Origin of the sequence: Rathayibacter sp. AY1B7, from assembly GCF_002932735.1 — a bacterium.
GTDB lineage: Bacteria > Actinomycetota > Actinomycetes > Actinomycetales > Microbacteriaceae > Rathayibacter.
The window spans coordinates 15,457-41,161 of record NZ_PSWK01000028.1; the positions used below are offsets into that span (position 1 = coordinate 15,457).

Consider the following 25,705-nt stretch of genomic DNA (forward strand, 5'->3'; position numbering starts at 1 on the left):
GGATGCACCACGGCGAAGACCTCATCGTCCTCGGCGTCCTGTTCGTCGTCGCCTACGTCCTCGGCCGGCTGGGGAGGACGATCGGGCTCCCGGCCATCCCGATCTACATGGTCGTCGGGCTCCTCGCGAGCCCGAACTTCCACCTCTTCCCGCTCGACTTCGAGTCGAGCTACATCGAGCTGACCGCGGTCTTCGGGCTGATACTCCTGCTGTTCAACCTCGGCCTGGAGTTCGACCAGGACGAGTTCTTCGGGAACGCCGGCCGCCTGATCCTCTCCGGCGGCTCCTACATCGCGGTCAACATGGCCGTCGGCCTCGGCTTCGGCTTCGCGCTGGGCTGGGGGAGCCGCGAGGCGCTGATCATCGCCGGCATCACGGCGACGAGCTCGAGCGCGATCGTCACCAAGCTGCTGATCGAGCTCAAGCGCCTGGCGAACCCCGAGACGCCGATGATCCTGGGCGTCACGGTCGTCGAGGACATCTTCATCGCGGTCTACCTGGCGATCGTGTCCGTCGTGCTCTCGGGCGAGACGGAGCCGTGGCCGGTGGTGCTCAAGCTCGTCATCGCGTTCGCGTTCCTCGTGGTGATGTTCGCGATCGCCCGCTGGGGCGGGAAGGTCGTCTCCCGCTTCTTCCGCACCCGGGACGACGAGCTGTTCACGATCCTGTTCTTCGGTCTCGCCATCCTGTTCGGCGGCATCGGCGAGGTCCTCGGAGTGACGGACGCCATCGGCGCGTTCCTGATCGGACTGGTCATCGGAGCGACGCGGTTCCGGTCGAGGGTCGAGCACATCGCGATCCCGCTGCGCGACGTGTTCGGAGCCTTCTTCTTCGTCAACTTCGGTCTCGGGCTGGATCCCGGTGCGTTCCCGAGCGTCGTGGTCCCGGTGCTGATCGCCGCGGTGATGACCATCGTCCTGAACCTCGGCGCGGGGCAGTTCGTCGCGTGGCTCAACAAGCTCGGACCGCGCGCGGGCCTGAACGCGGCGTTCATCCTGCACAACCGCGGCGAGTTCGCGCTCATCCTGGCGACGCTCTCGCTCTCGGCGGGGCTCGACGAGCGGATCCAGCCCTTCGCCGGCCTCTACGTGCTGATCATGGCGATCGTCGGGCCGATCCTCGCCTCGCGCTCCGAGAGCATCGGCGCGTTCCTCTCGCGGCGGCGGCACCGCCCGGCACCCGCAGCGGCCACGGCCATGGACGAGGAGGACTTCGCGCTCGTGGAGGCGGCGATGGCCGCGCCCGCCGTCTCCGCGGAGGAGGCCCCCGCTCCTCCGAGGCGCCCCGCGGAGCCGGACGAGCTCGACGACGAGTTCCCCGATCCGATGCGTCAGGCGCTCATCGACCAGGCGATGCAGCAGTCCGACGGTGCCGACGACGCCCGGCCCCGCCGCCCGAGGGAGCCCGACTACTGATCCCACGGAGCTCCCACACTCACGGGTTAGGCTCGATCCGGCCCGCGGGACACCGCACGGATCGAGGGCGGACGAGGGACGAATGACGCAGAGCACGGTCGGGCAGGTGGCCCGGCGCCCGCGCTGGATCGCCGCGCTGGCGCTCGCACTCCTGATCGCCGGGCTCTTCGCCGCGCTCGGGCAGTGGCAGGTCGGCCGCGCGGTCGAAGCCGCCGCGCCCGACTCCGGAGTGTCGGAGACGACGCTCCCGCTCGCCGAGGTCGCGACCCCCTCCCGCTCGATCACGGCGACCGCCGACGGACAGCGCGTGGAGGGCTCGTCCGTCTTCGTGCCGGGCGGTGCCGAGATCCTCGGCGGCCGCCTGAACGGCGAGCAGCCGGGCTGGTGGGTCATCGCCCGTACCCGCACCGCCGACGCCGACCTGGTGCTCGCCTACGGCTGGACGCAGGACGAGGCGCAGGCGCAGTCCGTCGCGGACGCGCTGAACAGCGGGAGCGAGCAGGCGCCCTCCTCCTTCACCGGCCGCCTCGTGGCCAACGAGGCCGCGGAGGCGCCGGCGGAGGGCCTGGACCCCGCCACCCTCACCGCGCTCTCCGTCCCCGCGCTGATCAACCGCTGGCCGGACCCGCCGCAGGACGTCTACCAGGGCTACGTCGTCGTCGACGAGCCGGTCGCCGGACTCGGGGCCATCGACTCCCCGGCGCGCGTGAGCGACGTCTCGCTGAACTGGCTCAACGTCTTCTACGCGATCGAGTGGGTCGTCTTCGCCGGCTTCGCCCTCTACCTCTGGTTCCGCCTCGTCAAGGACGCGTGGGAGCGCGAGGCCGAGGAGGCGCTCGACGCCGAGGAGCGCGCCCGCGCCGACCTGGGCGACCGGGCCGAGGCCCCCGCCCCCGCACCGTAAACTGGTCGTCATGCCCCTCGAGCCCAAGCCCGCGCAGTTCCCTGCGATCCGGAGCGCGCTGCGCTTCTACCGGGTGACCTCGATCATCACCGGCGTGATGCTGCTCCTGCTCTGCGCGGAGATGCTCCTCAAGTACGTCTTCCACCTCGAGCTGTTCGCCTTCGGCCAGCAGGGCGTCCTGCACTTCGCCCCGATGTACGAGGTGCCCGGAGGCGAGTTCACGTCGAGCGGCACCGGCGCGAACCTGTCCACCGGCATCCTGATCGCGCACGGCTGGTTCTACGTCGTCTACCTCTTCGCCGACTTCCGCCTGTGGAGCCTCATGCGCTGGCCGTTCACGCGCTTCGTGCTCATCGCGCTCGGCGGCGTGGTGCCCACCCTCTCCTTCTTCGTCGAGACCCGCATCGCCCGCGAGGTCGAGCAGTACCTCGAGCGCCGGGCCGCCGGCACCGACCCGAAGACCCCGACCGACTCCGTGGAGGCCCCCCATTAGCGAGCAGCCCACCGCTCCCCAGCCGCACCTGGCCGCGCAGCCCGTCCTCGTCGTCGACTTCGGCGCGCAGTACGCGCAGCTGATCGCCCGCCGGGTCCGCGAGGCGAACGTCTACTCCGAGATCGTGCCCTCCAACGCCACGGCCGCCGAGATCGCCGCGAAGTCGCCCGTCGGCATCATCCTCTCGGGCGGCCCCTCCAGCGTGTACGAGGAGGGCGCCCCGCAGCTCGACCCCGCGATCTTCGACCTCGGGGTCCCGGTCCTGGGCATCTGCTACGGCTTCCAGGTGATGGCGAAGACGCTCGGCGGCGAGGTCGCCAACACGGGGCTGCGCGAGTACGGAGCGACGGACGCCGCCCTCTCGACCGACGGTGGCGTGCTCCTCGGCGAGCAGCCCGCCGACCAGACGGTGTGGATGAGTCACGGCGACTCGGTCGCACAGGCACCCGAGGGCTTCGAGGTCCTCGCCTCCACGAGCTCCACCCCGGTCGCCGCCTTCGGCAACGACGAGCGCCGCCTCTACGGCGTGCAGTGGCACCCGGAGGTCAAGCACTCCGCCTACGGCCAGGCCGTCATCGAGAACTTCCTCCACCGCGCCGCGGGCATCCCGGCCGACTGGAACTCCTCCAACGTGATCGACGACCAGGTCGCCGTGATCCGCGAGCAGGTCGGCACCGGACGCGTCATCTGCGGCCTGTCCGGCGGAGTCGACTCCGCCGTCGCCGCTGCGATCGTGCACCGTGCCATCGGCGACCAGCTCACCTGCGTCTTCGTCGACCACGGACTCCTCCGCAAGGACGAGCGCCGCCAGGTCGAGGAGGACTACGTCGCCGCGACCGGCGTCCGCCTGGTCACCGTCGACGCGCGCGAGCAGTTCCTCGACGCGCTCGCCGGCGTCAGCGACCCGGAGCAGAAGCGCAAGATCATCGGCCGCGAGTTCATCCGCACCTTCGAGGCCGCCGCCGAAGCGCTCGTGCTCGAAGCGCAGGGCGAGGGCGAGACGATCGACTTCCTCGTCCAGGGCACGCTCTACCCCGACGTCGTCGAATCCGGCGGCGGCACCGGCACCGCCAACATCAAGTCCCACCACAACGTCGGCGGACTCCCCGAGGACCTGCAGTTCGCCCTCGTCGAGCCGCTGCGCACCCTCTTCAAGGACGAGGTCCGCGCGATCGGCCGCGAGCTCGGCCTCCCCGAGGTCATCGTCGGCCGCCAGCCCTTCCCCGGACCCGGCCTCGGCATCCGCATCGTCGGCGAGGTCACCCAGGAGCGGCTCGACCTCCTCCAGGACGCCGACGCCATCGTCCGCGCCGAGCTCACCGCCGCCGGCCTCGACACCGAGATCTGGCAGTGCCCCGTCGTCCTCCTCGCCGACGTCCGCTCCGTCGGAGTCCAGGGCGACGGCCGCACCTACGGCCACCCCATCGTCCTGCGCCCCGTCTCCTCGGAAGACGCGATGACCGCCGACTGGACCCGCCTGCCCTACGACCTCCTCGCCAGAATCTCCAACCGCATCACCAACGAGGTGAGCGGCGTGAACCGGGTGGTGCTGGATGTGACGTCCAAGCCCCCCGGCACCATCGAGTGGGAATGATTCCGCGGGTCTCCGCACGGTCATCTGCGGCGTTGTCGGCGGTTGCGATACCTCCGGTATCGCGCCCTTCTCCGCCTTGCAGCTGACCGCGCGGAGACCCGCGGAACGTCAGGAACGGCTCCCTTCGAGGGGGCCGTTTCTTGTTGAGGGGAGCGGGTGGGGGAACGAGCCCCTGCGGAGCCGTTCCCGGGTGCAGGTAGTGGGGAACGAGCTCCTGTGGGGCCGTTCCTGGGTGCAGGTAGTGGGGAACGAGCCCCTGCGGGGCCGTTCCCAGGTGCAGGTCAGGGAACGAGCTCAGGTGGCTGTTCAGGGAACGGGTGGCCGCGGTGAGGTCGGGGAATCGGTCAGGGGCGACCGGTTCCTCGCGAGGTGTACCGAGTGGCGGTCAGGGGTTCGAGGCCCTGCGGGGACGTTCCGGGGGTGCCGATCGAGAGGCGAGCTCCTGCCGGGTGGTCGGGGAACGCGGGTCGGCGCTGGTCCGGGGGCCGAGGTGCAGGCGGCAGGCGCGCGAGCGCGGGTCAGGCGGGGGTGTCGAGCACGCCGATGAAGCGGGTGCCGATGCCGTCGTACTCGTCGCGGCGGTGGCCCTCGGGGTGGTACGGCCAGGAGGCGGGGGAGTGGTCCTCGCAGACGAGGAACGTGAACTCGGGCCACCACTTCTTCGGGCGGGCGGCCTCGGAGCGGCCGCAGACGGCGCAGTCGAGGGTCACCCACACGGGACGCCTGCCGGTGCGGTTCGCGCGCGACTGGACGAGCCAGGCGGGCGGATCCTGCTCGAGGGCGGCGAGCTCCTCCTCCGACAGACGGGTGGGGATGCCGTGCCGCGTCGCCATCTCGAGGGGGATGTCGAGGCGCTGAGCGGCCTCGCGACGCGTGATCATCCGGCCACCCTAACCCAGCGCCGCGCGCGGACCCCGAGGCCGCAGCGACGCGCGCGCGAGCAGCCACTCCAGCGGGCCCTGCCCCACGAGCCGCCTCCAGAGGAGAGCGGCGACGATCGAGCCGACCACGAAGACGCCGAGCAGCGCCCAGCTGCGCCACGCCTCGAAGTCGAACGGCTCGTACGGGACCAGGTACACCGCCAGCGCCACGAGCTGCAGCGAGTAGATCGTCAGCGGCATCGCACCGACGGCCGCGATCGGAGTCGCCGCCCGTGCCAGGAGCGGCAGCCGCTGCAGCAGAGCCGTCAGCGCGCCGAGGACCACGCAGGCGACCCCGCCCGCCCCGAGGAGCTCGGCGGTGGTGCTGGCGTGCGCCTCCACCGCCTCCGGACCCCCGAGCAGCAGCCCGCCGCCGTAGCCGAGCACGGCCGAGACGGCGCCGCCGACGACGACCCAGCGCTGGGTGGTCGCGGACCGGATGTCGCAGCGCGCGATCAGGAGGCCGAGCACCACGTACGCCAGCCACGACGGCACCGGGTAGTACTGGGTGAGCCAGATGAGGGGCTGCGCGGCCAGGAGCGCCTCGTCGGGCGACAGGGTCGAGAGCCAGGAGCCGCCGGCGCTCGTCAGCGCGTCGACCGCGAGGGGCCCGGCGATCGCCGCGACCGCGACCAGCACGGCGAGGACCGCCCGCGGCAGGAAGAGCAGCAGCGCCGCGACGAGGAACATCACCCCGTAGTGCGGCAGGATCACCGCGATCGGCGTCCCGAGCAGGGTGAGGGCGACGCCGATGACGAGCAGGTACAGCCCGCGGAGCAGGATCGATCCCGTGTCCTGCCAGGGCCGCGAGGAGCGCTGTGCGCCGCCTGTCATCAGCCCGATCGACACTCCCGCCAGCACGGCGAAGAGGACGGAGCTGCGGCCGTTCCAGAGCATCTCGCTCTCGACGGGGGCGAGGTGGGCGGCGAACATGCCGAGGACGGCCAGGCCGCGTGCGACGTCGAGGCCGACGATCCGGGAGTCTGCGGCGCTCATCCCTCCATCGTGCCAGGCGCTCCCGGCAGTGCACCGGGAACGACGCTGGGGCCGGGAACGACGACGGGCGCCCGACCCGGAGGTCGAGCGCCCGTCGGACGTGGTGCGCCGTGCTACTCGCGGAAGATCGCGACGAGGCGCAGGATCTCCAGGTACATCCAGACGACGGTGACCAGGATGCCGTAGGCGCCGGTCCAGCCGTAGATGCGGGGGAGGCGGTTGCGCACGCCCTGCTGGATGAACTCGAAGTCCATCACGAGCGAGTACGTGGCGAGCGCGACGGCGATGAGGCCGATCACGATGCCGATGAAGCCGGTGCGGAGACCGAAGCCGCCGCCGACGCCGAAGAGGCCGAGGCCCAGGTTCACCAGCGAGAACACCGCGTAGCTGATCATGCCGATGAAGAAGATCTTGTTGAGCTTCGGCGAGGTGCGGATCTTGCCGTTCATGAACAGCGCCAGGGTGACGCCGATCACGATGACGGTCGCCATGAGGGCCTGGACGACCGCTCCGGCGTACGCGCTCTCGAAGAACTTCGAGATCGCACCGACCGCGATGCCCTGGGTCGCGGCGTAGCCGAGGATCAGGGCCGGCGACGGCTGCTTCTTGAAGGCGTTGACGATGCCCAGCACCAGCGCGACGAGCACGGCGGGGAGCATCAGGTCCGGGACGAACCAGCCGACGGCCGCACCCGCGAGGAGCACGACGAAGGCGAGGGCGGTCTTGGCGAGGGTGTCCTCGACCGTCATCCGGTCGGTCTCGACGGAGCCGGCGGCCGGACGGGAGTACATCTGGTCGAGCGTGCCGGGGGAGACGTCCGGGAGGTCCTGCACGCGGCCGGCGTAGCCGCGGTTGCTGAACTCCGGGCGTCCGAAGGCCGGATTGTTGCTTGCCATGGTTCCTCTTCTCTCAGGTGCGCTGGTCTCCGAGGGAACTCGCGGATCTGAGTCGCTGTGGGTGCGGGGTGCGCCGCGGATCCGAGAGGACTGCGACGATGGACACCACCATATCTGAGAGCACCTCTCAGAGTCTGGCTGTTCTCTTCGAGCGGACCTCGACTCCGCTGCGAGCCGCGCAGTGCCGCCCGTAGGATCGCGGCATGCCCGCGCGTCAGTCACCGCTCGTCATCGGCCACCGCGGAGCGAGCGGCTACCGACCGGAGCACACCCGCTCCGCCTACGAGCTGGCGATCGCGCTGGGCGCCGATGCGCTCGAGCCCGATCTGGTGGCGACCCGCGACGGCGTGCTCGTCCTCCGCCACGAGAACGAGATCTCCGGCACGACGGACGTCGAGAAGAGCCCGGAGTTCGCTGCGCGCCGCACCACCAAGCGGATCGACGGCCGCGAGATCACCGGCTGGTTCACCGAGGACTTCACCTGGGACGAGCTGTCGGAGCTGCGGGCCCGCGAGCGGCTGCCGGCGGTGCGCGGCTCCAGCGCCACGTTCGACGGGCAGTTCCCGCTGCTGCGCTTCAGGGAGCTGCTGGCGCTGCTGGACCGGGCGGCGGAGGACGATCCGCTCGCTCCGCCGGGGCTCGTCGCCGAGATCAAGCACGCGACGTACTTCGCCGGGATCGGGCTGCCGCTGGACGTGCTGCTGCGCGAGGAGCTCGCCGCCGCGGGCTGGGGTCCGCGCGACCCGCGGCTCACGATCGAGAGCTTCGAGAAGACCGTGCTGGAGCGGCTCGCGGTGAGCGGAGTCGGCACCCGCCGGGTCTACCTGCTCGAGTCACGGGGCGCCCCGCCCGACCTCGTGGCCGCCCACGGCGCCGCCGCGGCCCCCTACTCCGCCTTCACCACGCCGGCGGGACTGCGGAACCTCGCCGGAGTCGTCGACGGGATCAGCGTCGACAAGAGCATGCTCTTCTCGCGGGACGCGGCCGGCCGGGCGACGGGGACCGGTCCGCTCGTCGAGGACGCCCACGCGGCCGGGCTCGAGGTCTACTGCTGGACGCTGCGCGCCGAGAACCGATTCCTCGAGAAGGTGCACCGCCGCGGGAAGGACCCGGCGGAGTACGGCGGCTGGCAGGAGGAGTTCGCGATGATCCTCCGCTCGGGAGTGGACGGCGTCTTCGCCGACCAGCCCGATCTGGCGATCGAGGCGCGGGCGGCCGAGCAGGAGCGTCTGCTCCGCGGCTGAACCCGGATCGTGATCGGGCGCTCCTCCGGCGCGTGCCGAGCGGACGCGGAGGCTGCGCTGGCATCATCGGCTCACCACCGCCCGCCCGACCCTCGAGAGGAGGCCCCGTGTCCACCCGAGAGCGCATCACCCGCCGCTGGATCACCACCGCCGTCCTCGCCGTGATCGGCGTCGCCGTCGTCTACTGGCTCGCCGTGCTCACCCCTCAGGGCCAGGGCGTCGAGAACTCGGGGCTCCGGGGCGCCGACCTCGTCTTCGGCCGCGCCACCGGCGCCGCCGCGGGGGCGCTCGCGGACGTCACCCCGCTCTCCATGGTCGTCGGCGCCCTGCTCGTCGCGGCGATCGCGCTGATCCGGAGGCGCCCGGCGCTGGCCGTCGCCTCCGTCGGCTCGATCGTCGTCACGGCCGGGCTCACCCAGCTGCTCAAGAACGTGGTCCTCGAGCGGCCCGAGCTGGTCGACACCGACTCCTGGTACACCGGCGGCAGTTTCCCGAGCGGGCACACCGCGGCGGCCGTCTCGGTGGTCTTCGCCCTGGCGATGGTCGTCCCCGGGCGCGCGCGGACCGTCGTGCTCGCGCTGGGCGGCGCGGTCGTGGTGCTGGTCGGCAACCTGACGATGGCCGCCTCCTGGCACCGGGCGAGCGACGTCCTCGGGGCCGACCTCGTCGCGCTCGCCTCCGCCTCCGCCGCCTGCGCGTGGCTGACCACCAGGGCCCAGGTGGGCCGAGCGCCGAAGAGGCCCGCGCGGCGCGGGGTGAACCGGCTGCTCCTGGTGTGCTCGGTGATCGTGGTGGTGCTGCTCGCGGCTCTCGCCGTCCAGGGCATCCAGTACTACCCCGACGACACGAAGGACCTCACCGCCTTCGCGCTCCTGCAGCTCCTGGCGGTGTCGACGTCGGCGCTCGCCGTGCTCGGCTTCTCCCTCGCGTGGCGCGGACTGGACGTCGGCGGGGCGCTCACCTCGCCCGCGCCGCGTCAGCGGACCGCCTGACCGCTCCCGGTGTCGGAGGGGCGATCTACACTCGGAGGGACATGAGCTTCCTCTTCGATCCGAGCGACTCCCGCGCCACCCCGGTCATCGTCGGTCCCCCCGGCGGCCCCGGGGACGCGCCCCGCACCGACCCGGCGCACGAGCAGCTCGTCGCGGGGCTGAACCCCCAGCAGCGCGAGGCGGTCGAGTACCGCGGAGACGCGCTGCTCATCGTCGCGGGTGCGGGCTCGGGCAAGACCAGCGTCCTCACCCGGCGCATCGCGAGCCTCCTGGGCAACGGCGAGGCCTGGCCGAGCCAGATCCTCGCGATCACGTTCACCAACAAGGCCGCGGCCGAGATGCGCGAGCGCGTCGAGAAGCTGGTGGGGCAGAGCGCCGAGGGGATGTGGATCTCGACGTTCCACTCCGCGTGCGTGCGGATCCTGCGCCGCGAGGCCGAGAACTTCGGCATGACCAAGTCGTTCACGATCTACGACTCGGGCGATCAGCGCGCCCTGCTCAAGCGCATCGTGAAGGACCTCGAGGCCGACTCGCTCGGGATCACCGTCGCGAGCGCCTCCGCGAAGATCTCCAAGCTCAAGAACGAGCTCGCCGACGTCGACTCCTACGCCCGCACCGCGAACCTCAGCGACCCGAACGAGGAGATGTTCCTCCAGGTCTTCCGGGCCTACTCGCGGGCGCTCGAGGGGGCGAACGCGTTCGACTTCGACGACCTGATCGCGCAGACCGTCTACCTCTTCCGCGCTTTCCCGCACGTCGCCGCGAAGTACCAGCGGCGCTTCCGCCACGTGCTGGTCGACGAGTACCAGGACACGAACCACGCCCAGTACTCGCTGATCCACGAGCTGACCCGGCCCGTGCCGCCGGCGACGATGGCGGCGGCGCAGTTCGACCGCCCCTACCGCGGACCGGTCACGGCCGACGGCTCCATCCCGGGGGCCTCGCTCACCGTCGTCGGCGATTCGGACCAGTCCATCTACGCGTTCCGCGGCGCCGACATCCGCAACATCGTCGAGTTCGAGCGCGACTTCCCGGGCTGCCGCGTGATCCTGCTCGAGCAGAACTACCGCTCGACGCAGAACATCCTCTCGGCGGCCAACGCCGTCATCTCGAACAACTTCGACCGTCGCGCGAAGAACCTCTGGTCCTCCAGCGGCGACGGGGAGAAGATCGTCGGCTACACCGGGTACTCGGGTCACGACGAGGCGCAGTTCGTGGTCGACGAGATCGCCCGCCTGCACGCGGCGGGCACGGGCTACGACGAGATCGCGGTCTTCTACCGCACCAACGCGCAGACCCGCGCGCTGGAGGAGATCTTCATCCGCTCCGCGCTGCCCTACCGGATCCTGGGCGGCACGAAGTTCTACGAGCGCGCCGAGATCAAGGACGCCCTGGCGTACCTGATCACGGTGGCGAATCCGGCCGACGTGCTGGCGCTGCGGCGCATCATGAACACTCCGAAGCGGGGCATCGGTCCCGCGACGGAGGCGCAGCTGCAGTCGTTCGCCGACACCAACGCGGTGACCCTGCGCGAGGCGATGCGCAACGCCGGCTCGCTCGGGATGGGCCCGAAGGTGACGAAGGCGATCGTCGATCTCGCGACCCTCCTCGACGAGTGCGCGCTGATGCTCGACCCCGCACGGGAGGGCGGCGAGGCGAAGGTGCACGAGGTCCTGACGGCGCTCCTCACCCGCAGCGGCTACCTCGACATGCTCCGCGCCAGCCGCGACCCGCAGGACGAGGCCCGCGCCGAGAACGTCGACGAGCTCATCGCCGTCACCAAGGAGTTCGCGCGCAACAACCCGGACGGCGGGCTCGTCGACTTCCTCACCGAGGTCTCGCTGGTCGCCGCGGCCGACGACCTCGACGACGACTCCGGCACCGTCTCGCTGATGACGCTGCACACGGCGAAGGGCCTCGAGTACGACGCCGTGTTCCTCACCGGCATCGAGGAGGACCTGCTCCCGCACCGCATCTCGGCGAACGAGCCCGGCGGCCCGGCCGAGGAGCGGCGGCTGTTCTACGTGGGGATCACCCGGGCCCGCAAGCGCCTCTACCTCTCGCTCGCGATGACCCGCGCGCAGTACGGCGAGACGTCGGTCGCGATGCCGAGCCGGTTCCTGCAGGAGATCCCGGGAGAGCTGATCCAGTGGCGCCAGTCGCCCGGCGCGGCGACCTCGCGCGGCGGCACGCAGCCCCGGGCCCTGAACGCTCAGCGGCCCGGCTTCGGCAAGTCGCGATCGAACACCGAGTTCCGGGAGGCGCTCGCTGCGGCGCCGAAGGCCAAGGGCGAGTTCCCGAACCGGATCACCGGCATGGTGCGCGACAACGGCGACCTCGAGCTGATCGCAGGCGACCGCATCCGGCACACCGACTTCGGTGAGGGGCGCGTGAACGCGGTGACGGGCGAGGGCTCGAAGCGCGTCGCGCACGTGCTCTTCGACCAGGTGGGCGCGAAGAAGCTGCTGATCAAGGTCGCGCCGATCGAGAAGATCTAGTCCGGTGGCGGCCGGATCGGCGGCCGCGCGGCTCGCGACGGAGGCGTTCTCCCCGGCGGTCCTCGCGGTGCTCGTGCCGGTCGTGGTCGGCGCGCGCGTCGCGGATCCGCCCCTGCTCGGTGTCGCCTGGGGAGCGCTCGCGGCGCTCTTCGTCGGCGTGGTGCCCTACCTCGACATCCGTCTGCTGATGCGCACCGGCCGGATCCACGGCGACCATCACGTGCCCGACCGGCGCGAGCGGGCGCTGCCGATCGCGCTGGCGCTGGTGTCGATAGCGGCCGGCCTGGTACTGCTCGCCGTGCTCGGCGCTCCTGCCGCGGTGACCACGTTCGGCGTGGTGACGGTGGCCGTGGTGCTCGCCGTCGGCGTGGTCAACCTGGTCTGGAAGCTGTCCGGGCACGCGGCGGTGGTCGCCACCTGCGCCGTCGTCGTGCTGATCGCCTACGGACCGCTCTCCCTGCTGATCAGCGTGCCCATCGTCCTCTGGGTGCTCTGGTCGCGGGTGCGCCTCGGCGCGCACACCCCCGCCCAGGTCCTCGCGGGCGCCGCCGTCGGCACCGTCCTCGCCGGGACCGTCTGGTCCCTGCTCGGCTGACGTCCGTCCCTTCCCGTGTGCCCTCTGGTCGCCTTCCGCGAGATTCCACTCGAGTGGGAGGCACGCCGTGGCGGGCTCACCCGAGTGGCATCTCGCGGAAGTGGTCAGCCTGCGTAGCGCGCGACGAGCTCCCGCTTGAGGATCTTGCCGCTGGGCCCGAGCGGGAGGGCGTCGACGAACTCGACGCGGCGGGGGAACTTGAAGGCGGCGAGGTGCTCGTTGGCGTAGGCGATCAGCTCCTCCGCGGTGGCGGTCGCCGACGGGGCGAGGATCACCGCGGCCATCACCTCCTGGCCGTGGCGCTCGTCCGGGATCCCGAAGACCGCCGCGTTCTGCACGGCCGGGTGCCCGATCAGCACCTCCTCGACCTCGCGCGGGTACACGTTGTAGCCGTTGCGGATGATCATGTCCTTCGTGCGGTCGAGGATGCGGACGTAGTCCTCCTCGTCCTTCGTGCCCAGGTCGCCGGTGCGGAACCAGCCGTCGATCACCGCCTCCGCGGTCGCCGCCGGGTTGCCGAGGTACCCCTTCATCAGGTTGTGCCCGCGCACCACGATCTCGCCGAGCTCGCCCCGGGGGACCAGCTCGACGCGGTCGGTCACGTCGGGGCGGGCGACCTCGACCTCGACGCCCCAGATCGGCGTGCCGACCGTGCCCGGCCGCGGCGGGACTCCGACGTGGTTGAAGGTGGCGACCGGGGAGGTCTCGGTGAGCCCGTAGCCCTCGTAGATCTCGACGCCGAACACCTCGCGGAAGCGCTCGATCACGGCGACGGGCAGGGCAGCGCCTCCCGAGACCGCGTAGCGCAGCGGCGGCCGGTCCTCGCGCCGGGTCGCGGCGTCGAGCAGGGCGACGTACATCGTGGGCACGCCCTCGAAGACCGTGCAGCCGTGGGCGATCATCGCCTCGAGCGCGGCGTCGCCGTCGAACTTCGGCACCAGGACGACCGTCGCGGCGGTGCGGAAGGCCGTGTTCATCGCGCAGACCTGCCCGAAGGTGTGGAAGAGCGGCAGCGCCCCGAGCACCACGTCGCCGCGGTGCAGGTCGAACGTGTTCATCAGCAGCACGTCCGACTGCGAGACGATCGCGAAGTGCGTCCCCTCCGCCCCCTTCGGGCGGCCGGTGGTGCCGCTGGTGTAGAGGATCGTCGCCGTGTCGGAGGGGGAGCGGGGCACGTAGCGGTCGATCGGAGTCGCCTCCGCGGCGAGGTCCTCCAGGCGCGGGAGGGGCGAGGCGGTGCCGTCGGGCACCATCACGCTCAGCACAGGGACGCCGGCGAGGTCCGCTCCGGCGGCCCCCTCGGCGAGCAGCGGAGCGGCGCACACGAGCGCGACGGCTCCGGAGTCGCGCAGAACATAGGCGATCTCGTCGTGCTTGAGCAGGGCGTGCACCGGGACCACCACGGCGCCGAGCGCGAGGACGGCGAAGTAGCCGCGGGGGAAGTCGGGGACGTTCGGGACGAGCAGGGCCACGCGGTCGCCCGGTCCGATCCCCTGGGCGCGCAGGGCTCCGGCGTAGGCACGGGTCTGCCGCCAGAGGGTCGCGTAGTCGACGGCCTGCTCGCCGACGCGGATGGCGATCGTGTCAGGGGTGCGCCGCGCCGCCTCCGCCAGGATGGCCGCGACGGAGAGGGTGCCGAAGCCGGCGGCGGGCGGGGGAGCGGCGGGGGCCTCGGCCGTGCGGGGTTCGGTGATGCTCATCAAGGCTCCAGTCGTCGTTGACCGCCGCGGCGGATGCCGGGTGCTTCACCGTAGATCCGCCGGGCGGCCGCGTCGAGCGATCCGCACCGGATGTTCAGCACGGACGGGCGGGGAGTGCGCATCCCGGCGCCGAGCGGAAGGGGGTGCGGGAGGCGCGGGCGGCTGCCTACAGTCGGACTGCTGCGGCCCGGTTCCGAGGGTCGGACGACGGGAGGCGCGATGCGCGGCGAGGCGACGCTCTACACGGATGCGGTGGTGACGGCTCCGTTCGCCCTCGCGGTGATCGCAGAGGCGACCGGCTCGCGAGTGGTCGGCGCGCGGACCGCGGACGCGCACGTCCCGCTCTACAGCGGTCCGACGAGCGCGCGGGTCGAGATCGCGGGGTTCGGCGACAGCGTGCCGGTCACCGTCGACGTGCGCGACGAGCGCGGGATCGACGAGGCGCGTGCGGCCGCGCAGGCGCTCGGGCTGGAGCTCGCCGCCTACGCGGGCTGGGAGGTCGTGGCCGGCTTCTGAGCGTCGCGTCGGACCCGGGCGAGGTAGTAGCGGCTGGGCGCCGTCCTCACGATCGCGGGAAGCAGGCGGTAGACGGCGAAGGTGCGCGAGAGCGCCCGCTCGAACCGCGCCTCCTGCCGTGCGGTCCAGTGGAAGCCTAAGGGCTCGCGGAGCGCCGCCGGGAGCAGACCGGCGGTGATCAGGCGGAGGTAGGGGCCGAGCGGGCGCAGGTACCAGGCGGCGATGCTCGGGCCCAGCAGGTCGTGGGCGACCCGGCGGGCCGCGGGCGTGACCTCGAGGCGCTCCAGCTCCCGCTCCCAGTAGGCGTCGAACGCGGTGCGGGAGTCGGGCCAGAGGTCCGCGGGCATCTGCAGGGCCGCGCCGACGACGACGGAGCGGCGCACGATGTCGTCCGCCTCCTCCTCGCTCAGCGCACCGAAGGCGCCCTCGTAGAGCTGCAGCATCGACTGGGTGAGCGTCGCCGCGACCCAGCGCTGCAGCTCCGGGTCGAAGGCCGTGTAGCCGGGGCCGCGCACGGGCACGTGCGCCCTGTTCACGCGGCGGCGGACGGCGCGCACGTCCTCGGGAGTGCCGTAGTGCAGGACGTAGAGGTAGGAGAGCGTCCCGTGCAGGCGGTTCACGGCCCGGTGCACGAAGTCGGAGTGGTCGGCGACGCCCTGCCCGACCGCCGGGTGCGCGATCTGGAGGAGGATCGCGCGCGCGCCCGCCAGCAGGAACACGCCCTCGCGGAAGACGTCCGGGGTGCGGGAGGCCGACGACATGGCTCCACGCTACGCGGGAGCGGCGGGCGGAATAGGAGCCGGTGCCCCCGGCGGGCGTCCGGCGGGCGCGGAGCGACCGCACGGGAAGCCCCCGGCGGGTGCGGAGTAGACTCGGCGCGGCCCAGGGACAGTGCCGAGACTCCGGCGTCGTCCGGGCCACCTCGAACTCGAAACGCAAGCGCGCTCGGCGCGGAATGGGAATGCAGCGTGGATCTCTTCGAATACCAGGCCCGTGATCTGTTCGAGAAGTACGGCGTCCCCGTGCTCCCGGGCATCGTCGCCGACACGCCGGAGGAGGTGCGCGCCGCGGCGGAGAAGCTGGGCGGCGTCACCGTCGTCAAGGCGCAGGTCAAGATCGGCGGCCGCGGCAAGGCGGGCGGCGTGAAGGTCGCGAAGACCCCCGAGGACGCGTTCGCCGCGGCGCAGTCGATCCTCGGCCTCGACATCAAGGGCCACGTCGTCAAGCGCGTCATGGTCGCCGGCGGTGCGCGCATCGACCGCGAGTTCTACTTCTCGGTGCTGCTGGACCGGGCCAACCGCTCCTACCTCTCGCTCACCTCCTACGAGGGCGGCATGGAGATCGAGCAGCTCGCCGTCGAGCGCCCCGACGCCCTCGCGCGCGTCGAGGTCGTCCCCGGCCAGGGCATCGACCAGGCCAAGGCCGAGGAGATCGCCCGCGCGGCGAAGTTCCCGGAGGAGCTGATCGCCAAGGTCGCGCCCGTCCTGGTGAAGCTGTACGACGTCTACACCGGCGAGGACGCCACGCTCGTCGAGGTGAACCCGCTCGTGCTCACCGAGGAGGGCGACATCGTCGCGCTCGACGGCAAGGTCTCGCTCGACGAGAACGCCGGCTTCCGCCACGCGGACCACGCCGCGCTCGAGGACAAGGACGCCGCCGACCCGCTCGAGGCGAAGGCCAAGGAGAACGACCTCAACTACGTGAAGCTCGACGGCGAGGTCGGCATCATCGGCAACGGCGCGGGCCTGGTCATGTCGACCCTCGACGTCGTCGCCTACGCCGGAGAGAGGCACAACGGCGTGAAGCCGGCCAACTTCCTCGACATCGGCGGCGGAGCCTCCGCCCAGGTGATGGCGAACGGCCTCGACGTGATCCTCGGTGACGAGCAGGTCAAGAGCGTCTTCGTCAACGTCTTCGGAGGCATCACCGCGTGCGACGCGGTCGCCAACGGCATCCTCCAGGCGCTCGAGATCCTCGGCGACTCGGCCACGAAGCCGCTCGTCGTCCGCCTCGACGGCAACAAGGTCGAGGAGGGCCGCGCGATCCTCCAGGCCGCCGCCAACCCGCTCATCACGCTCGCCGCGACCATGGACGAGGGCGCCGACAAGGCCGCCGAACTCGCCGCCGCGTAACGGACCCGACGACTCAAGGAATCAGAGAACAAGCATGTCGATCTTCCTCACCAAGGACTCCAAGGTCATCGTCCAGGGCATCACCGGCGGCGAGGGCACCAAGCACACCGCGCTGATGCTCAAGGCCGGCACGAACGTGGTCGGCGGCGTCAACGCCCGCAAGGCCGGCACGACCGTCACCCACGGCGACGTCGAGCTCCCCGTCTTCGGCACCGTGAAGGAGGCGATGGAGGCCACCGGCGCCGACGTCTCCATCGCGTTCGTGCCGCCCGCCTTCTCGAAGGACGCCGTCATCGAGGCGATCGACGCCGAGATCGGCCTCCTCGTCGTCATCACCGAGGGCATCCCGGTGCAGGACTCCGCGGAGTTCTGGGCGTACGCGCAGGAGAAGGGGAACAAGACGCGGATCATCGGCCCCAACTGCCCCGGCATCATCACGCCGGGCGAGTCGCTCGTGGGCATCACCCCCGCGACGATCACCGGCAAGGGCCCGATCGGCCTCGTCTCGAAGTCGGGCACCCTGACCTACCAGATGATGTACGAGCTGCGCGACCTCGGCTTCTCGACCGCCATCGGCATCGGCGGCGACCCGATCATCGGCACGACGCACATCGACGCGCTCGCCGCGTTCGAGGCCGACCCCGAGACGAAGGCGATCGTGATGATCGGCGAGATCGGCGGCGACGCCGAGGAGCGCGCCGCGGACTTCATCAAGGCGAACGTCACGAAGCCCGTCGTCGGCTACGTCGCGGGCTTCACCGCCCCCGAGGGCAAGACGATGGGCCACGCCGGCGCCATCGTCTCCGGCTCGGCCGGCACCGCGCAGGCCAAGAAGGAGGCCCTCGAGGCCGCGGGCGTGAAGGTCGGCAAGACGCCCTCCGAGACGGCCGCCCTGCTCCGCGAGGTCTACGCGGCGCTCTAGCGCCCGTCCTCCCCGCACCACCGTCGGAACGGACGGTGCCCCTGCTCCGGCGGGCGGCGCCGTCCGTTCCGTCGTCGGGGCGGGTCCGGCCGGAGTAGCGTCGCAGAGTGACCCGCCGCCTCGGACTCGACCTGCTGACCTTCGTGCCGTACCCGGAGGGCCCCGAGCAGCCCGGCGACGCCGCGCGGAGCCTCGAGGACGGGCTGGCCCTGCTCGAGCTCGCCGAGGAGCTCGGCTACGGCACCGGCTGGGTCCGCGTGCGGCACTTCGAGCGCTACCTCGCGTCTCCGATGACCTTCTTCGCGGCCGCCTCCCAGCGGACCCGCCGCCTCCGCCTCGGGACCGCGGTCATCGGCGCCCGCTACGAGTCGCCCGTGCGCCTCGCCGAGGACGCCGCGACCGTGGACCTGCTCTCGGGCGGACGCCTCGACCTCGGCGTCAGCAGCGGCTTCGCGCATCTCGCCTCCGTCTTCGACGGGGTGTTCGGGCAGGCCGAGCGCGACTTCCGCGAGGAGGCGCAGGAGCGCATCGCGCGACTCCGCGAGGCACTCTCGGGCGCCGTGCTCGGCGTCGCGGAGTCGGCCCTGATGTCGGTCCCGGTCGGCGCTCCGCTCGTCCAGCAGCCGCACGCGCCCGGCCTCGCCGACCGGCTCTGGTACGGGGCGGGAACGGTGTCCTCCGCGGTCCGGGCGGGCGAGCAGGGCATGCACCTGCAGGTGTCCACGCTCAACACGGAGGAGACGGGCCTGCCGTTCGCCGAGCAGCAGGCGGTGCAGATCCGCGCCTACCGCGAGGCCTTCGCCGCAGCCCACCCGGGGCGCACGTCGAGGGTGACGGCGGGCCGCATCGTGCTGCCGCTGCTCGACGCCGCCGACGAGGAGGCGCACCGCCCCTTCATCGAGGGCTACCTCGCGCGGATGGACGACGAGGGCCGCCCCCGCACGGCCGACCGGTCGATCATCGCCGCCCCGATGCGCTTCAGCCCCCTCCACGTCGGGAGCCCGGAGCGGATCGTCGCATCGCTCGCCGCGGATCCGGCGCTCGCGGAGGCGGACGCGCTCACGGTGACGCTCCCGGCGGTCGGCGGGGTGGAGTCGCACCGGCGCATCCTGCGCGCCGTCGCCGAGCGCATCGCCCCGCAGCTGGGCTGGACGCCCGGCGCCTGAGGATCAGCGTCGCGCGAGCAGTGCCCGGACGGGCCGCTGCAGCAGGAGCAGGAGCAGCCACCAGAGCCCGACCGACGGGATCAGCAGCGCCAGCGCCAGTGCGACGAGGAGCAGCGCGAAGGGCAGCAGGGCGGGCGCGAGCGGCAGGGGCCCTGTGCCGGGCCGCCTGAGCTCCGGGTGCCGGGAGAGGCGCAGCTCGATCAGGACCAGCGCCCCGCTCATCGCGGCCATCGTGCCGATGTAGAGCCCGATCGTCGCCCGGGAGTCCGGGAACAGTGCCAGCGCGCTCGTCGAGAACGGGAAGAACGCCAGCGCGGCCAGCCAGAGCAGGTCCAGCCACACCAGGGCGCCGTCGTAGTCCCCGGCGATCTCGAAGACGCGGTGGTGGGGGATCCAGAAGACGGCGATGACGGCGAAGGAGAGCGCGAAGGCGAGGACCGAGTCCAGGTGCTCCGCGAGCAGCGCCGGGACTCCGCCGCCCTCCCGGGCGACCTCGGGAGCCAGCTGCACCAGCGGCAGGACGAGGACGGTGATGGCGATGGCGGCGGTCGCGTCCGAGAAGTTGACGAGCCGGTCGAGCCCGCGCTCCGTCCGGCGGTGGGCCGCTCGTCCTCCGGGGCGACCGCGGTGCACCAGGCGCTCGATCGGACCCGAGAGCAGGAGCAGCAGGAGCGCGAACATGTTGACGGCCGGCACCGCGACGGCGAGCACGAGGGCCGCGAGGAGGACGCTGATCACGATCAGCGACCTCGAAAGGGAGCGCCGCGGCTCCGCCCCCGGGGCCAGGAGATCCGGATCGCGGCGCACGATGAGCTGCATCGCGAGGGTCGCCGCGCTCGCCGCGATCATCGTGCCGATGTAGAGCGCGATGACGCTGCCGTCGGTGTCGAGCACGTTCGAGATCAGGTTCGCCGCGAAGGGGAGCAGGACGACCGCGGCCAGCCAGACGAAGTTCGCGACGACGAGCGCGGGCGAGTACCGGGCCACGCCCTCGAAGACGGAGTGGTGGACCGCCCAGAGCCGTCCGATCACGGCGAACGTGATGAAGAAGGCGGAGAGGGTGCCGTAGTGCCCGGTGAGGAGGGACCCCAGATCGGCCGCGCGGCCCTCCTCGACCACGTCGACGAGGGGGAGGACGAGGAACGTGATGGCGATGGCGACGACGGCGTCGGAGAAGTTCACGAGGCGGTCCAGGCCGCGCTCCGTCCGTGCGTCCGAGGTCCCCGTCATGGCTCCGACACTAGAGGGCCGGGCGGCGCGCCCCTGACCCGCCTCCGAGCGCGCCGCCGCTAGGCTCGTCAGGCCCATGAACCGGATCACCGTCGCCCTCCTCGCCGCCTTCGACGCCGCGCTGTCGGCGCTGATCGGGATCGCGATCCCGCTCGTCCCGCTGACCGTCCTCTGGGCCGTGCAGTACGACACGACGGTCGACTTCGGCGTGTTCTGGCGAGTAGCCGCCGACGCCTGGCTGCTCGGCCACGGGGCCGACCTGCAGGCGGCTCTGGCCCCCGACTCCGCCCTCGCCGTCGCGCTGCCCGGAGGTGCGGACGCCTTCCCGGTGACAATCGCCCCGCTGGCGTTCGCACTCCTCACCGTGCTGCTCGGCGCGCGCACCGGCCGCCGCGCCCAGGAGTCGCCGTTCCGGGCCATCGGCGTCCTCGTCGCGATCGCGACCTACCTGGCGATCGCGCTCCTGGTCTCGCTCGGATCCGCGGACCCGGCCGCCACCGTCGATCCCCTGCAGGGGACGCTGCTGCCGCCGCTCGTCTTCGCGCTGGGGGTGCTCGTCGGAGCAGCGCTCCACTCCGCCCGCAGCGACGAGGCCGACCCCCTCGGCGAGCTGGCCGGCTCCGCGCTCGACCGCGTCCCCGCGCCGGGGCCCGGGCTCGTCCTCGCGTCGCTGCGCGGGGGAGCGCTCGCCGCGGCCGGCGTGGTCGGAGTCGCGGCGGTGCTCGTCGCCGTGCTGCTGGTCGTGCACTACACCTCGGTCGTCGCGCTCTACGAGAGCCTCGGCGCCGAGGCTCTCGGCGGCCTGGCCCTCACTCTCGGACAGCTCGCGTTCCTCCCGAACCTGGTGATCTGGGCGGCGAGCTGGCTGATCGGCCCGGGCTTCGCCCTCGGCACCGGCTCCTCCGTGAGCGCGGCCGGAACGCTGCTCGGACCGATCCCGTCGATCCCGGTCCTCGCCGCACTGCCCGCAGGGGATTCGGCCTTCGGATTCCTCGGACTGCTCGTGCCGCTGCTCGCCGGGTTCGCCGCGGGATGGCGGCTGCGGCGCGGCGTGATCGAGGCGCTCGACGGACGCTCGCTGCTGCGCTGGGGCGCCGCCGCGGCCGGCGGGATCGGCGTGGTCGGCGGCCTGCTGCTCGGGCTCCTCGCCTGGTTCTCGGCGGGCGCCGCCGGGCCCGGGCGGCTCGCCCAGGTGGGCCCGGACCCGCTCGTCGTCGGGGCGGTCGCCGCCCTCGAGCTCGCGCTGGCCGCGGGCCTGGGCCTCGCCGCGGGCCGCAGCCGACGCGGCTGACGCCGGCGGAGGCGTCCCCCTAGACTTGCGCAGTGCTGAAGTTGGTCGTGCTCCTCTCCGGCGGCGGATCGAACCTCCGCGCCCTGCTGGACGCCACCGGCGACGAGGGCTTCCCCGCCCGCATCGTCGCGGTCGGCAGCGACACCGACGCCGAGGGCTTCCGCCACGCCGAGGAGCGCGGAGTCCCCGCCTTCACGGTCGCGCCGCGCGACTTCTCCTCCCGCGACGAGTGGGGCGCCGCCCTGCTCGGGCGCATCCAGGAGTGGGAGCCCGACCTCGTCGTCTGCGCGGGCTTCATGCGCATCCTGCCGCCCGTGGTGGTGGACGCGCTCAGCCCGCGGATGATCAACACGCATCCCGCCCTGCTGCCCCTCTTCCCCGGCGCCCACGCCGTCCGCGACGCCCTCGCCGCCGGCGCGACCGAGACCGGCGTCACCGTGCACGTGATCGACACCGGCGTCGACACGGGACCCGTCATCGCCCAGGAGAGCCTCGCCGTGCTCCCCGGCGAGAGCGAGGACGCGCTGCACGAGCGCATCAAGACCATCGAGCGTCGCCTGCTGGTGCAGACGGTGCTCGACATCGCCCACGGAACCGTCGACCTCGAGGAGCTCGCCCGCGCATGAGCATCACCGCCCACGATCCCAGCAGCTACGACGACCGCGACCGGGTCCCCGTCCGCCGGGCGCTGATCTCGGTCAGCGACAAGACCGGCCTGCTCGAGCTCGGAGCGGCGCTCGCCGCGGCCGGCGTCGAGCTCGTCTCCACCGGCTCGACCGCAGCGACCCTCCGCGGCGCCGGCCACGAGGTCACCGACGTCTCGGCCGTCACCGGGTTCCCGGAGTCGCTCGACGGCCGCGTGAAGACGCTGCACCCGGCCGTGCACGCGGGCATCCTCGCCGACCTGAGGCTCGCCTCGCACCGCGAGCAGCTGGAGCAGCTCGACATCGCCGCGTTCGAGCTGGTCGTGGTGAACCTGTACCCGTTCCGCGAGACCGTCGCCGGCGGCGCCGACCCGGCGACCGTGGTCGAGAACATCGACATCGGGGGCCCGGCCCTCGTCCGCGCCTCCGCGAAGAACCACGCGAACGTCGCGATCGTCGTCGACCCGGCCGACTACTCCGGGATCGAGACCGCCCTCGCCGACGGCGGCACGACGCTCGCCGCGCGCCGCACCCTGGCGGCCCGCGCCTTCGCGCACACCGCCTCCTACGACTCCGCCGTCGCCGCCTGGTTCGCCGGGCAGGAGGCGGCCGAGGGCGTCGAGGGCTCGGTCGAGATCCGCGGGACCCTGCAGCAGGTCCTCCGCTACGGCGAGAACTCGCACCAGAAGGCGGCCCTCTACGTCTCGCCCGACGGCACCGGCATCGCGCAGGCGACGCAGCTGCACGGCAAGGAGATGTCCTACAACAACTACGTCGACGCCGACGCGGCCGTCCGCGCGGCGTACGACTTCGTACTGCCCGCCGTCGCGATCATCAAGCACGCGAACCCGTGCGGCATCGCGATCGCGAGCTCGAAGGCGATCGACCCCATCGCCTCCGCCCACCGCCGCGCCCACGAGTGCGACCCGGTGTCGGCCTTCGGCGGCGTCATCGCCGCGAACCGGCCCGTCACCCTCGCCATGGCCGAGACGGTGAAGGAGATCTTCACCGAGGTGCTCGTCGCCCCCGGCTTCGAGCCCGAGGCGCTCGAGGTGCTGAAGACCAAGAAGAACCTGCGCCTGCTGCAGCTCCCCGACTTCTACGCCCCCGTCGAGCGCGAGTTCAAGCAGATCTCCGGCGGCCTGCTGCTGCAGGAGCCGGACCGCTTCACCGGCGGCCCCGGCGAGGTCAGCTCCGGCTGGCAGCTCGTCGCCGGCGAGCCCGCCGACGCCGACACGATGCTCGACCTCGAGTTCGCGTGGAAGGCCTGCCGCGCCGTCAAGTCGAACGCGATCCTCCTCGCCAAGGGCGGCGCCTCCGTCGGCGTCGGCATGGGCCAGGTCAACCGCGTCGACTCCTGCCACCTCGCCGTCACCCGCGCCGGCGACCGCGCCCCCGGCTCCGTCGCCGCCTCCGACGCGTTCTTCCCCTTCGCCGACGGCCTCGAGGTGCTCCTCGCCGCCGGCGTGAAGGCCGTCGTCCAGCCCGGCGGGTCCGTCCGCGACGCCGAGGTCATCGACGCGGCCGCCCGCGCCGGCGTCACGATGTACACGACGGGGGAGCGGCACTTCTTCCACTGAGTGACGGGCGCTCCGCGCCCGTCACTCGGTGGAAGAAGTGGTGTTCGATCGCCCCGCCGCTCCCTGCGCGGCGGGGCGCGGTCGGCTTCGCGACGGGGTGCGTTCCGTAGAGCGGGGTGCGTAGCCGGTCGCGGGAATCGCTTGGCACGCGATTCCCGCTGAACCGGCTCTGCCTTGCGGTGCTCGTCTTCCCCGCCGCTCCCTGCGCGGCGGGGCGCGGTCGGCTTCGCGACACGGAGCGTTCCGCGGAGCGGGTAGCGTCGCCGACCGCGTGAATCGCTTGGCACGCGATTCCCGCTGAGTCGGCTCTGCCTTGCGGTGGGCGGTTTCCCGGCCGCTCCTCGCGCGGCGGGGCGTGGTCGGCGTCACGACGTGAGGCTTTCCATGGAGTGGGGGCGTCGCCGGTCACGGGAATCGCTGGGCACGGGACGCCGCTGAAACCGCTCTGCTTTGCGGTGGGCGGCTCTTAGGGGGCTGCTAGGGGATCGACAGGCGGGGCGCGGGCGGGGGCGCGTAGGGTCACCGGGTGCCTTCCGACTCGACGCCCGCGTCCACTCCCGACACCCCGACCGCCGCGACCACGATCGGCCCGAACCGGGGCCGCGCGCCCGGGACGGGCCGCCGGATCCTCGTCGCGCTGCTCGCCGCCGCGGCGACCGCGCTCGTGGCGCACCTCGCCAACCTGCTGGCCTTCTTCATCGGCAACCAGCTGCAGCCCGGCTCCATCCCGCAGGTCAACGCCTACTTCCTGCTCTCGAGCGTGCTCGGCTTCGTGGTCGTCCTCGTCCTCGCCGTCGCGGGGATGCTCGGACGCACCTGGAGCGCCGCCCTCGCGGGACTCGTCGCGGGTGTGGTCGGAGCCGTGTTCGGCACGCTCGTCCAAGCCAGCGCCACCGGCGAGGCCGTCACGGGCGCCGTCTGGGCCTCCATCTTCCAGACCTTCGCCGGACTCAACCTCGTCTTCCTGCTCGCGTTCACCGTCTCGGCGGCGAGCGTCGGCCGCGCACTCTGGTACCGCCTCCGCACCACGGGCGCTCCGGCCGCCGTCGTCACCGACCGCCGCATCGCGATCGTCCGGGCCCCGGCCGCCGACCTCTCGGCGGGCGAGCTCACCCACCTCGAGCGCGTCCCCGTCGACCAGCAGCGCGCCCAGCAGCAGTGGGAGGCGTACGTCGACCTGCTCGAGCGGGCCGGCTGGGAGACGGTCGAGGCCGCACCGGCGCCCGGACTCGCCGACTCCGTCTTCCTCGAGGACGCGGTCGTCGTCTTCGGCGACCACGCCGTGATCGCCCGGTCCGGAGCGGAGTCCCGCCGCGGAGAGACGGCGGGCGCCGAGGAGGCCGTCCGCGCCCTCGGCCTGACGGTCGACCGCATCGAGGAGCCGGGCACGCTCGACGGCGGCGACGTCCTCAAGGTGGGATCGACGGTCTACGTCGGCCGCGGAGGCCGGACCGACGCGGCGGGGGTCGCCCAGCTGCGCGCGATCCTCCGCCCCCGCGGGTACGACGTCGTCGCGGTCCCGCTGACCAAGGTGCTGCACCTCAAGAGCGCCGTGACCGCGCTGCCCGACGGCACGGTCATCGGCTGGGAGCCGGTCGTCGACGAGCCGCGCCTGTTCCCCTCCTTCCTGCCGATGCCCGAGGAGGCGGGCGCCCACGTGGTCGTCCTCGACGACGACACCCTCCTGATGGCCGCGTCCGCTCCCCGGAGCGCCGAGCTGCTGCGGAGCCTGGGCTACCGCGTCCTCACCGTGGACGTCTCGGAGTTCGAGAAGCTCGAGGGCTGCGTCACCTGCCTCTCGGTCCGCGTCCGCTGACGGCGGAGGCGGGGGGAACCGCCGGATCGCGGCGGCCGCTGGACGGAGCACATAGCCCGGGTATAGCCTTCGAGGCTGCCCGGAGCTCTCCGGCCCGGTGGCTCCTCCCGCCTCCCCGCCCACCCGGCAGGGGAGGCGGGAGGAGCCACCGGGCCGGAGAG

General features: G+C 72.4%; 22 protein-coding genes. 16 read left to right on the forward strand and 6 right to left on the reverse strand.

Features of this window, described 5'->3' with window-relative positions; all coding sequences use genetic code 11:
* Positions 1 to 2 precede the first annotated feature (2 nt).
* The 4 genes from C5C95_RS13920 (at position 3) to guaA (ending at position 4,406) form a co-directional block, all read left to right on the forward strand.
* Positions 3 to 1,415 (forward strand): cation:proton antiporter, encoded by a 1,413-nt coding sequence (locus C5C95_RS13920; RefSeq protein WP_104234167.1) that lies wholly within the window; start codon positions 3 to 5, stop codon positions 1,413 to 1,415.
* A gap of 82 nt (positions 1,416 to 1,497) precedes the next feature.
* The gene (locus C5C95_RS13925; protein WP_104324672.1) at positions 1,498 to 2,319 is read left to right on the forward strand and encodes an SURF1 family cytochrome oxidase biogenesis protein; all 822 of its coding nucleotides are present in this window, start codon (positions 1,498 to 1,500) and stop codon (positions 2,317 to 2,319) included.
* Positions 2,320 to 2,329: 10 nt separating this feature from the next.
* Positions 2,330 to 2,812, forward strand: coding sequence for a DUF3817 domain-containing protein (locus C5C95_RS13930; protein ID WP_104227305.1), 483 nt, complete (start codon positions 2,330 to 2,332; stop codon positions 2,810 to 2,812).
* A 28-nt stretch (positions 2,813 to 2,840) separates the two neighbouring features.
* Positions 2,841 to 4,406, forward strand: a complete 1,566-nt coding sequence (guaA, locus tag C5C95_RS13935) for a glutamine-hydrolyzing GMP synthase (RefSeq protein WP_104227304.1) — start codon at positions 2,841 to 2,843, stop codon at positions 4,404 to 4,406.
* A gap of 518 nt (positions 4,407 to 4,924) precedes the next feature.
* Here the strand turns inward: guaA and C5C95_RS13940 are convergent.
* The 3 genes from C5C95_RS13940 to C5C95_RS13950 all read right to left on the reverse strand — a co-directional run bounded on the left by C5C95_RS13940 (position 4,925) and on the right by C5C95_RS13950 (position 7,218).
* Positions 4,925 to 5,287 carry a DUF5997 family protein gene (locus tag C5C95_RS13940; RefSeq protein ID WP_104309421.1) on the reverse strand — a complete coding sequence of 121 codons (363 nt, stop codon included), beginning with the start codon at positions 5,285 to 5,287 and terminating at the stop codon, positions 4,925 to 4,927.
* 9 nt (positions 5,288 to 5,296) lie between these two features.
* Positions 5,297 to 6,322, reverse strand: a complete 1,026-nt coding sequence (locus C5C95_RS13945; protein ID WP_104324673.1) for a DUF418 domain-containing protein — start codon at positions 6,320 to 6,322, stop codon at positions 5,297 to 5,299.
* A 113-nt stretch (positions 6,323 to 6,435) separates the two neighbouring features.
* A complete protein-coding gene (locus tag C5C95_RS13950; RefSeq protein ID WP_104263479.1) occupies positions 6,436 to 7,218 on the reverse strand; it encodes a Bax inhibitor-1/YccA family protein in 783 nt (260 codons plus the stop codon).
* Between the two features lie 203 nt (positions 7,219 to 7,421).
* On the opposite strand from C5C95_RS13950, the gene C5C95_RS13955 reads away from it, so the two are divergent.
* From C5C95_RS13955 to C5C95_RS13970, 4 genes are all read left to right on the forward strand, one after another.
* Positions 7,422 to 8,462 carry a glycerophosphodiester phosphodiesterase family protein gene (locus C5C95_RS13955; RefSeq protein ID WP_104324674.1) on the forward strand — a complete coding sequence of 347 codons (1,041 nt, stop codon included), beginning with the start codon at positions 7,422 to 7,424 and terminating at the stop codon, positions 8,460 to 8,462.
* Positions 8,463 to 8,569: 107 nt separating this feature from the next.
* On the forward strand, positions 8,570 to 9,454 hold the full coding sequence (locus C5C95_RS13960; protein ID WP_104224743.1) for a phosphatase PAP2 family protein: 885 nt from the start codon (positions 8,570 to 8,572) through the stop codon (positions 9,452 to 9,454).
* A gap of 41 nt (positions 9,455 to 9,495) precedes the next feature.
* Positions 9,496 to 11,952 (forward strand): ATP-dependent helicase, encoded by a 2,457-nt coding sequence (locus C5C95_RS13965; protein ID WP_104261607.1) that lies wholly within the window; start codon positions 9,496 to 9,498, stop codon positions 11,950 to 11,952.
* Positions 11,953 to 11,956: 4 nt separating this feature from the next.
* Positions 11,957 to 12,547 carry a phosphatase PAP2 family protein gene (locus C5C95_RS13970; RefSeq protein WP_104324675.1) on the forward strand — a complete coding sequence of 197 codons (591 nt, stop codon included), beginning with the start codon at positions 11,957 to 11,959 and terminating at the stop codon, positions 12,545 to 12,547.
* A gap of 104 nt (positions 12,548 to 12,651) precedes the next feature.
* Here C5C95_RS13970 and C5C95_RS13975 read toward each other — a convergent pair whose 3' ends face one another.
* A complete protein-coding gene (locus C5C95_RS13975; protein WP_104324676.1) occupies positions 12,652 to 14,247 on the reverse strand; it encodes a long-chain fatty acid--CoA ligase in 1,596 nt (531 codons plus the stop codon).
* Positions 14,248 to 14,466: 219 nt separating this feature from the next.
* On the opposite strand from C5C95_RS13975, the gene C5C95_RS13980 reads away from it, so the two are divergent.
* A complete protein-coding gene (locus C5C95_RS13980; RefSeq protein WP_104224926.1) occupies positions 14,467 to 14,763 on the forward strand; it encodes a hypothetical protein in 297 nt (98 codons plus the stop codon).
* On the opposite strand, the gene C5C95_RS13985 is transcribed toward C5C95_RS13980, so the two are convergent.
* Positions 14,730 to 15,524 carry an oxygenase MpaB family protein gene (locus tag C5C95_RS13985; protein WP_104324677.1) on the reverse strand — a complete coding sequence of 265 codons (795 nt, stop codon included), beginning with the start codon at positions 15,522 to 15,524 and terminating at the stop codon, positions 14,730 to 14,732. The genes C5C95_RS13980 and C5C95_RS13985 overlap by 34 nt on opposite strands.
* A gap of 207 nt (positions 15,525 to 15,731) precedes the next feature.
* Here C5C95_RS13985 and sucC point away from each other — a divergent pair, with 207 nt between their 5' ends.
* The 3 genes from sucC to C5C95_RS14000 all read left to right on the forward strand — a co-directional run bounded on the left by sucC (position 15,732) and on the right by C5C95_RS14000 (position 18,983).
* Complete coding sequence (sucC, locus tag C5C95_RS13990; protein WP_104224928.1) at positions 15,732 to 16,895, forward strand: ADP-forming succinate--CoA ligase subunit beta; 1,164 nt, start codon at positions 15,732 to 15,734, stop codon at positions 16,893 to 16,895.
* Between the two features lie 34 nt (positions 16,896 to 16,929).
* A complete protein-coding gene (gene sucD / locus C5C95_RS13995) occupies positions 16,930 to 17,817 on the forward strand; it encodes a succinate--CoA ligase subunit alpha (protein ID WP_104224929.1) in 888 nt (295 codons plus the stop codon).
* 107 nt (positions 17,818 to 17,924) lie between these two features.
* On the forward strand, positions 17,925 to 18,983 hold the full coding sequence (locus C5C95_RS14000; RefSeq protein ID WP_104324678.1) for an LLM class flavin-dependent oxidoreductase: 1,059 nt from the start codon (positions 17,925 to 17,927) through the stop codon (positions 18,981 to 18,983).
* A 3-nt stretch (positions 18,984 to 18,986) separates the two neighbouring features.
* Here C5C95_RS14000 and C5C95_RS14005 read toward each other — a convergent pair whose 3' ends face one another.
* Positions 18,987 to 20,213: a TMEM175 family protein gene (locus tag C5C95_RS14005; protein WP_181125690.1), complete on the reverse strand. Its 1,227-nt coding sequence runs from the start codon at positions 20,211 to 20,213 to the stop codon at positions 18,987 to 18,989.
* Between the two features lie 76 nt (positions 20,214 to 20,289).
* On the opposite strand from C5C95_RS14005, the gene C5C95_RS14010 reads away from it, so the two are divergent.
* The 4 genes from C5C95_RS14010 (at position 20,290) to ddaH (ending at position 25,544) form a co-directional block, all read left to right on the forward strand.
* Positions 20,290 to 21,504: a DUF6350 family protein gene (locus C5C95_RS14010; protein WP_104324680.1), complete on the forward strand. Its 1,215-nt coding sequence runs from the start codon at positions 20,290 to 20,292 to the stop codon at positions 21,502 to 21,504.
* A 32-nt stretch (positions 21,505 to 21,536) separates the two neighbouring features.
* A complete protein-coding gene (purN, locus tag C5C95_RS14015; protein WP_104319591.1) occupies positions 21,537 to 22,130 on the forward strand; it encodes a phosphoribosylglycinamide formyltransferase in 594 nt (197 codons plus the stop codon).
* Positions 22,127 to 23,728 (forward strand): bifunctional phosphoribosylaminoimidazolecarboxamide formyltransferase/IMP cyclohydrolase, encoded by a 1,602-nt coding sequence (gene purH / locus C5C95_RS14020; protein ID WP_104324681.1) that lies wholly within the window; start codon positions 22,127 to 22,129, stop codon positions 23,726 to 23,728. The genes purN and purH overlap by 4 nt, the downstream gene beginning before the upstream one ends.
* 526 nt (positions 23,729 to 24,254) lie before the next feature.
* Complete coding sequence (gene ddaH, locus C5C95_RS17960; protein ID WP_308471520.1) at positions 24,255 to 25,544, forward strand: dimethylargininase; 1,290 nt, start codon at positions 24,255 to 24,257, stop codon at positions 25,542 to 25,544.
* Positions 25,545 to 25,705: the final 161 nt, after the last annotated feature.